5 protein-coding genes are annotated in these 7,423 nt (G+C 68.5%); 3 read left to right on the top strand and 2 right to left on the bottom strand.

From position 1 onward, the window contains the following. Both AB0J09_RS50225 and AB0J09_RS50220 read left to right on the top strand, forming a co-directional pair. Positions 1 to 771 (top strand): tetratricopeptide repeat protein (locus AB0J09_RS50225; protein ID WP_360708295.1); only part of this gene is annotated, 771 nt, incomplete at its 5' end. A 371-nt stretch (positions 772 to 1,142) separates the two neighbouring features. Continuing rightward, on the top strand, positions 1,143 to 2,432 hold the full coding sequence (locus tag AB0J09_RS50220) for a molybdopterin-dependent oxidoreductase (protein WP_360708292.1): 1,290 nt from the start codon (positions 1,143 to 1,145) through the stop codon (positions 2,430 to 2,432). A gap of 47 nt (positions 2,433 to 2,479) precedes the next feature. On the opposite strand, the gene AB0J09_RS50215 is transcribed toward AB0J09_RS50220, so the two are convergent. Beyond that, positions 2,480 to 3,994: a hypothetical protein gene (locus AB0J09_RS50215; protein WP_360708289.1), complete on the bottom strand. Its 1,515-nt coding sequence runs from the start codon at positions 3,992 to 3,994 to the stop codon at positions 2,480 to 2,482. A gap of 639 nt (positions 3,995 to 4,633) precedes the next feature. On the opposite strand from AB0J09_RS50215, the gene AB0J09_RS50210 reads away from it, so the two are divergent. Next, positions 4,634 to 5,923 carry an FAD-binding protein gene (locus AB0J09_RS50210; protein WP_360708287.1) on the top strand — a complete coding sequence of 430 codons (1,290 nt, stop codon included), beginning with the start codon at positions 4,634 to 4,636 and terminating at the stop codon, positions 5,921 to 5,923. On the opposite strand, the gene AB0J09_RS50205 is transcribed toward AB0J09_RS50210, so the two are convergent. After that, complete coding sequence (locus AB0J09_RS50205; protein WP_360708284.1) at positions 5,913 to 7,280, bottom strand: LLM class flavin-dependent oxidoreductase; 1,368 nt, start codon at positions 7,278 to 7,280, stop codon at positions 5,913 to 5,915. The genes AB0J09_RS50210 and AB0J09_RS50205 overlap by 11 nt on opposite strands. Positions 7,281 to 7,423 lie beyond the last annotated feature (143 nt).

The following is a 7,423-nucleotide window of genomic DNA, read 5'->3' as shown; positions in this document are numbered from 1 at the left end:
GGCCTGCTGCAGGCCACCGAGTGGCTCGGCGCCCACGCCGTTCTGATCGGCGACTACGAGCAGGCGACCCACCTGCACCGCGACGGGCTGCGCATGGCTGGAGAGCTCGGGCTCTGGCCCGAGTTCTCCGGGCGCCTGTCCTGGCTGGGCTGGATCGCCATGGAATGCGGCGACTATCCGTCGGCGCGTGAGCACTGCGAGCGGGGGCTTCGGCTCGCCACAGAGCAGGGCTCCCCCCTCGGCGCCGTGTTCGCGGAGATGGGGCTCGCCTTCGCCGCTCGCCGGGAGGGCGACCTGGACGCGGCCGAGGCCCACCTGCTGAACCTCATGGACGCCGCCCAGCACCACACCGGACCGGGACGCCCTCTGTACGCGCCGAGCGTCCTTGCCGAACTCGGCTATGTCGAGGAACTGCGCGGCAACCCCGCAGGAGCCGTGGCCCGGCACATGGAAGCCTTCGCCATCGCGCGGGACCTGAGCGCGGGTGCGGACCTCGCGCAGGCCCTGTCCGGTCTCGCCGGCGCCTGCGCACTCGACGGCCACCCCCACGAGGCCGCCCAACTGCTCGGGGCAGCCGCGGCGGCCCGCGAGTCGATCCCGAAGGCGGTCACGCCTGCCGAACAGGGCGACCTGGACAGGATCGCCCTCGCGACCCGTTCCACACTCGGCGAGGAGGGGTATGCTGCGGCGTTCGCCCACGGCCGCATGCTCCGTCCCGACGAGGCCCGCGCCCTCCTCGATCGACCCGGACGATTCGTGACGGCTCGATAGGGCTCGCCAGTTCCGGCGTCGGCTGAAGGTCATCTGCGATGGCCAGGACGACATCGGGCCCAGAGCATGCGGATCACCGGACGCCGAAGGCTCGGGGCCGGGCTCCCGGGGGCGAGGCAGCGGGTGAGTTCGATCGATTTATCACACTCTTGGCCGGGCCGTACAACCCGGCCAAGGGGTGGCCCTACTGACCGTGGTCAGCGGGCGCGTCAAGAAAGATCGATGTCGGGGCGTCCTGGAGCGGGGAATATCGCAGGGAGATGTGGCTAGAGGCCGCTAAATGTCCGAATGCTGCATTCGAGTGTGGAAGGGGACTCATGAGGACGCGCCGAGAAGACCATGACGAAGCCGATGCTCATCGCTCTGAGGGGATGCCGCCAGAGGAGTGCTCGCGACGGAGCTTCCTGGCGTACTCGGCAGCGGGCGCCACAGTGCCGTTCCTCGCGGAGCCCGCAACAGCCCAAACGGCTGAGGAGGCGCCCGCGAGGACGAATTTCGTCGTGCAGGCGACGCCGTCGTGGAACTTCGTCCACCGCGAGAACGGCTCGGAGGAGATGAAGTGGGGCCCGGTCGGGCGGGCTCCCCTGTCGGGCGAACCCGTCGAGTTCGGGGAATTCGTTCCCAACGATCGGATGTACATCCACAACAGGGCCCGCCCGCCGCAGCTCGACCGCCGGACATGGCGGCTCAAGCTCAGCGGCGACGCGCTCAGGCGCCCCCGCTCGTTCACCTACGACGAGCTGCTGGCGATGCCGAGCGTGACGGTGAAGCGCACGATCGACTGCGGCGCCAACTGCGCCGCCTTCTTCCCCAAACTGCCACCCGGCGGCACTGACAACCGCTGGCTTCCCGTCGGCTACACCCAGTGGCACTTCGGCGCGGTGGGCGCGGCCGAATGGACGGGAGTGCGGGCCAAGGACGTGCTGGCCGCTGCCGGAGCGGAATCGCCGATGGACGTGAAGTTCACCGGTCTGGACGTCATCGTCAATCACAGCTTCCCCGGCGGGACGACCCGTTACTCCCAGGTCGTCTCCGCCGACAAGGTGCTCAAGGACGACACCCTGCTGGCATACCGCATGAACGGGGCCGATCTGCCCGTCGACCACGGCTACCCGCTGCGCCTGATCCTTTCGGGATGGGCCGCCGTCACCTACATCAAATGGCTAGGTGAGATCGAGGTGTCGAAGCACCGCATCGCGCCGACCGGGCTGCAGACCAGGCATGTGCTCGTCGGCCCTGCCTATCCCAACCCGGTCCCCTTGAGCGTCGGCCCGGTCCGCAGCGCCATCGAGCACGACCCGGAGATCACGCTCCATCCCGGCAACATCACCCTGCGCGGGCGTGCGTGGTCGGGGGCAGGCGCCATCGAGCGCGTCGATGTCTCCGTGGAGAAGCTGGTCGCTCCCGGGCGCTGGGTCACCGAGATGCCCTGGCGTCAGGCGAAGCTGCTGAGCGCGCCCGAGCCCTACATGTGGGTGCGGTTCGAGGCGCCCTGGCCCGGGGTCAAACCGGGGCAGTATCGCGTGATGTCGCGCGCGAAGGACAAGGCCGGTCGTGTCCAGCCCCGCCCGGAGGATGTCGTGTGGAACCAGCACGGGCTCGGCTACAACGGCCACTACCCGCTGGATGTGATCGTCGTTCCGGACAGTGACATGCCATGACTGGCCGTCAGTCCGCGAATCGCAGTTCTCCCGCCCCATAGGCCTGGTCAGGCCAGGAACTCGGCAAGCGGAAAGGACCGGTGTGAGCGCGGCGGGATCAGGAAGTTCTGCCGATGCGTCGTGTGCACGACAGAGTTCAAGCCGGCTCCCGCGGAGCGCGGGGAGAAAGGGGCGCGCTTGCCGCCGGGAAACTCGCCGTCCATGGCGAGGCGCACGCGATTGAAGATCTCGGTGGTCGGAGCGAAGAGCAAGAAATGCAGTCCGGCAGCCTCCTGTCTACTGTGGTGGTCTCCAACAGGATCCGAAGTGTAGTGGAACGGATTGTCGACCGTAGAGAAGTCCCCGCGGTTGGTGATGGCCGTATTCACGGGATAGACATGACCGTAGTTGCTGGTCATTTCCTGCTGCAGACGATTCACGGGCTGCATACTTCCGTTGTGCCCGTAAGAGTGGTATTTCTGCACGTCGCGAAGGACGTCGGCCTCATTTTCCTCGGGTGGATCCGCCGTGACTGTTCCCGGCGGGAACGAAACTCCTGGGCGGAACATCGCGTGGGTCCGGTCATCGAATTTCGGAAACGTTTTGGAGTACCAGGCGACGAGGTCTTCGAACAGGTGCGACAGGGGCATGATGGTGCCGTGCTTGAAGTATCCATTGGGCCACTGGTCGGTCCAGCCAGGAAACGTCTCGAGGTTGGAAACCGGGATGGAGCTCTCCGCGTCCCTGAGTGTGGTTGTGAATCCGAGGAAGATCGGCGCCTGCCGAGGAATCAACTTCGCGCCGGGAATGCCGCCCTTGATTGCCAGCTTGCTCGCCAGCCCTTGCCGCCCGGTGTGCGCGCCACCGGTGAAGCCTCGGCGAATGCTGGTTACCCTGAACAGGTTGCCCGCTTGATTGCCTCCCGTTCCGAACAGGGCGTTCGTGGCGGCCATGATATGGGCGAGTGAGTCGCTGCGCAGCAGTACTGCCACGTCATTCTGCTCCAGGCGAACCGGCCCGAAGCCGGGAGGCGGCTCATCACTCGGAAATGTCCTGGACTCCTGCAGCGCATAGACGGTCCGACCGCGCTCCTTCGAGGTGATCAAGTCCACCGGCAAATATGCCGGATACGACGTGCCGGCCTCGAAATAGCCCGAACCCTTCTCGAGCCTGGGGATGTAATGCTCGAAATAAGGAAGTCCCCAGGCCACCGTGATGGTCACTCCGCCCGGGGCGGACGGGAACTGCTGTTCCAGGCGTTGCAGCACTCCTTCCAGGTGCCGCTGCGCCTCCTGCAAAGGCTTCACCTTTCCCGGAACGTTCAGCTTCGCCGTGATGACATGAGCGTGGAAGGGCGGGATCGCGACCGGCATCGTGCCCTTACTGCTGGCGATTCCGGAGCCGTCGTCCATGATGACGCGCGGCTGCGGGATAGCATATTGTTCCGGCGGCAAGGGCAGGCGAGTCGGCGCCGCCGGCCGCTCGGGCGCTCTGATCAGCGCGTCGACGAGCTCGTAGATTCCCGCGGAAGCCAGGGCCGCGGCGAGTGTCCCCCCGGCAAGCAAGTGCCGCCTGCTCGGCATCCCATAATTCTGCGCCCCAGATGAGTCGCTTCCGTCGCTTCCCGCCATGTCGGCGTTGTACCACCTCATCAGCCAATCAAACGTTTTCGTTCCGCCGCCGCTTGAGACGAACGCCCGAAATATCAGTATTCGCGAAGATTGAGCGTAATGAGATCCGGTGCATTTGTTTGCGAGACATGCGTGCGCCTAATGGCCAACCGCGGGTCAGCCTCCACTGGCAATGGTGATTCGCCTGCACAAACTAAAGCGGCTCTGGATCACGTCGGAGATTCGTACAGATTTATCCCGGCTTCCGGAGGCAAGGGCAGTGATCGTGGTAGCCCGAACGACGGAACACGCTGTTTTCGAAGCGTGTCATGGCGCAGGTCCGGTCGCCTCGGGTGGCGAGGACGTCGTGCGACATCTCACCGCACCGGCGCGGTACGGAGGTGGCGGCGCGCCGCACGTACGACGTGGCGACTACCCCGCATGAGTTCGTACGACCGGTGGCGTAGCGGAGAAGGCGACGGCCGGCGGATTTTGTCAGACCCCGCTGCCAGGATCCTGAGGACTTAAGGGCGGCGGTAAGGCGACGGGAACGAAGCCGTAAGCGCCCTCCAGCACAGTGGTCACAGATCACCGGAGAGAAGGGCCGAGAAGATGAGCCAGCCGTACATCGTCCAGGACGAGATCGCGCTTCCCGGGTTCGCCGGGGCCGTGCACCTGCCGGGCGGGGCCGGATACGACGAGCTTCGCCGCTCGCTCAACCCGCGAGTCGACTCGCGCCCGGCCGTGGTGGCCGAGGCGCACAGTGTGCGGGATCTGCGGACCGCCCTGCTGGCGGCCAGGCAGCACGGGGTGCCGTTCGCGGTGCAGGCGACCGGGCACGGCACGCACGCCGCGTGCGACGGCGGCGTCCTCGTCAGGACGTCCCCCATGGCGTCGGTGTTAGTGGACCCGGACCGGCGGATCGCCCGTGTCGGGCCTGGCGCGCTGTGGGGCGAGGTGATCGCCGCCGCCGCGCCGTTCGGGCTGGCGCCGCTGTCCGGGTCGTCGCCGTCCGTCGGCGTCACCGGATACACGCTCGGCGGCGGGCTCGGGTGGCTGGCGCGCAAGTACGGGTTCGCGTCCGACAGCGTGGTGCGGGCCGAGGTGCTGCTGGCGGACGGCCGGCACGTCGTGGCGAGCGCCGGCAGCCACCCTGAGCTGTTCTGGGCGTTGCGCGGGGGCGGCGGCGGGTTCGGCGTCGTCACCTCGCTGGAGTTCCGCCTCTACCCCGTGGAGAAGGTGTACTCCGGGTTCGCGTACTTCCCCATCGAGGCGGCCGGCGAGACGCTGAGCGCGTACCGGAGCTGGATCGAGCACGCTCCCGACGAGATCAGCACGGCGGTCGTGCTCAAGCGGATGCCCGGCGACGCGCCCGAGCCGGTTCGGGGCAGGCACGTCGTCATGGTCAAGGTGGTGCACGCGGGCGACGCGGCGGAGGCCAGGCAGCTGCTGGCGCCGCTGTGGAAGGCGGCGGGCCCGGCGCTGCTGGACGAGACGCGCCCCAGCACGTACGCGGCCACGTCCATGGGCGGCACGCCCAACCGGCACATGGACATGTTCGAGACCGTGCCCGACGAGGTGATCGGCACGCTGGTGCGGGCCGCGGACCACGCGCAGACCGTGGAGATCCGCCACTGGGGCGGCGCGACGAGCCGCCCGGGTCCGGAAGCAGGGCCCGTCAGCCACCGCGCCACCAAGCTGTCGGTCATCGTGGACACGCCGGTGCCGGGGCTGCCCGAGGCGCTGCGCCCGTACGCCAATGGGGGCACGTTCCTGAACTTCCTGGCCGACACGTCGAGGACGGCGGCCGCGTACACGGCGCCTGACTACCGGCGGCTGCGCGACGCCAAGCGGGCCTTCGACCCCGACGGCTTCTTCCGCGTCGGTCACGTCACCCGCTGAGCGAGCGGTACGCCGCTCCCGGATGGGTGGGCGGGAGGCGGTGGATGCCGGGGCCGAGCAGCCGCTCGCGGAGGGTCGAGTCGGTGTACTCCGTGCGGTAGCGGCCCCTGCGCTGCAGCTCGGGGACCACCAGCTCGATGAAGTCCTCCGCCGTCCCCGGCGACAGGTACTGCATCAGGTTGAAGCCCGCGGCGCCCGTCTCGTCCGCCCAGCGCTCGATCTCGTCGGCCACCCGCTCCGGCGGGCCCGCCACGAAGAACGGCCCCTGCCCGATCCGCCCGACCGACTCCAGCACGTCGCGCACCCGCAGCCCCCGCCCCACCAGGGGCCGGATGGCGCGCTCGGTGAAATCGCCGCCGCGGGCCACGATGTCGTCGATCAGCTCCTCCGGGTCGTACGCCGCCAGGTCGATGCCGCTCCCCCGCTGCGCCAGGAAGCCCTCCGCCCTGATGTGCCGCTGCAGATCGGTGACCTTGGCATCCGCCTCCTCCTGGGTCCTGCCCACGATGACCGACGCTCCCGGGAAGACTTTCACGTGGTCCGGGTCACGCCCGTGCGCGACGGCCCGGCGCCGCAGATCGGCGATCTCCTCGCGCAGCGCCTCCAGGGAGAGCGGCCCGGTGAAGACGGCCTCGGCGTGCCGCGCCGCGAAGTCCTTGCCGCGCTCGGAGTTGCCCGCCTGGTAGATGACCGGCGTACGCTGCGGCGACGGCTCCGACAGGTGCGGGCCCGCGACCCTGAAGTGCTTGCCCACGTGGTCGATGGCGTGCACCTTGGCAGGGTCGGTGTAGACGTGGCGCTCCCGGTCGCGCACCACGGCACCGTCCTCCCAGCTGCCCTCCCACAGCTTGTAGAGCACCTCCAGGTACTCCTCGGCGATCTCGTACCGCAGGTCGTGCTCGATCTCGTCGTCGAGCCCGAAGTTGCGGGCGGCGCTGCGGAGGTAGGAGGTGACGACGTTCCACGCCACCCTGCCCTTGGTGAGGTGGTCGAGGGTGGACATGCGGCGGGCGTGCGCGAACGGCGGCTCGTACGTGGTGGAGAACGTCACCGCGAACCCCAGGTGCCTGGTCACCGCCGCCATCGCGGGCACGACGAGCAGCGGGTCGTTGGCCGGGATCTGCACGGCCTCGCGGATGGCCGTCTCGGGGCCGCCCCGGTAGCGGTCGTACGCGCCGACCACGTCCGCCAGGAAGACGGCGTCGAACAGGCCGCGTTCGAGGAGCTTCGCCAGGTCCGTCCAGTAGTCCAGGTCGGTGTAGCGGTGGCGGTTGTTGGCGGGGTGCGTCCAGAGGCCGTGCTGGATGTGGCCGACGCAGTTCATCTCGAACAGGTTGAAGTGGATGATCCGGCTCATCGGGGGAAGCTCCTCGGGGCGATGCCGTTGAGGTGGAAGTCGCCGACGTCGTGCACCTTCAGCCGGCGTGGGTCGTGGACGGTGTGCGTGCGGGCGTTGCGCCAGTGCCGGTCGAGGTTGAGCCGGCGCAGGGCGGCGCCCGC

Source organism: Nonomuraea sp. NPDC049784, from assembly GCF_040659615.1.
Lineage (GTDB): Bacteria > Actinomycetota > Actinomycetes > Streptosporangiales > Streptosporangiaceae > Nonomuraea.
The sequence above is the reverse complement of the archived record's forward strand: the minus strand, read 5'-3'. Positions and strand labels throughout refer to the sequence as shown.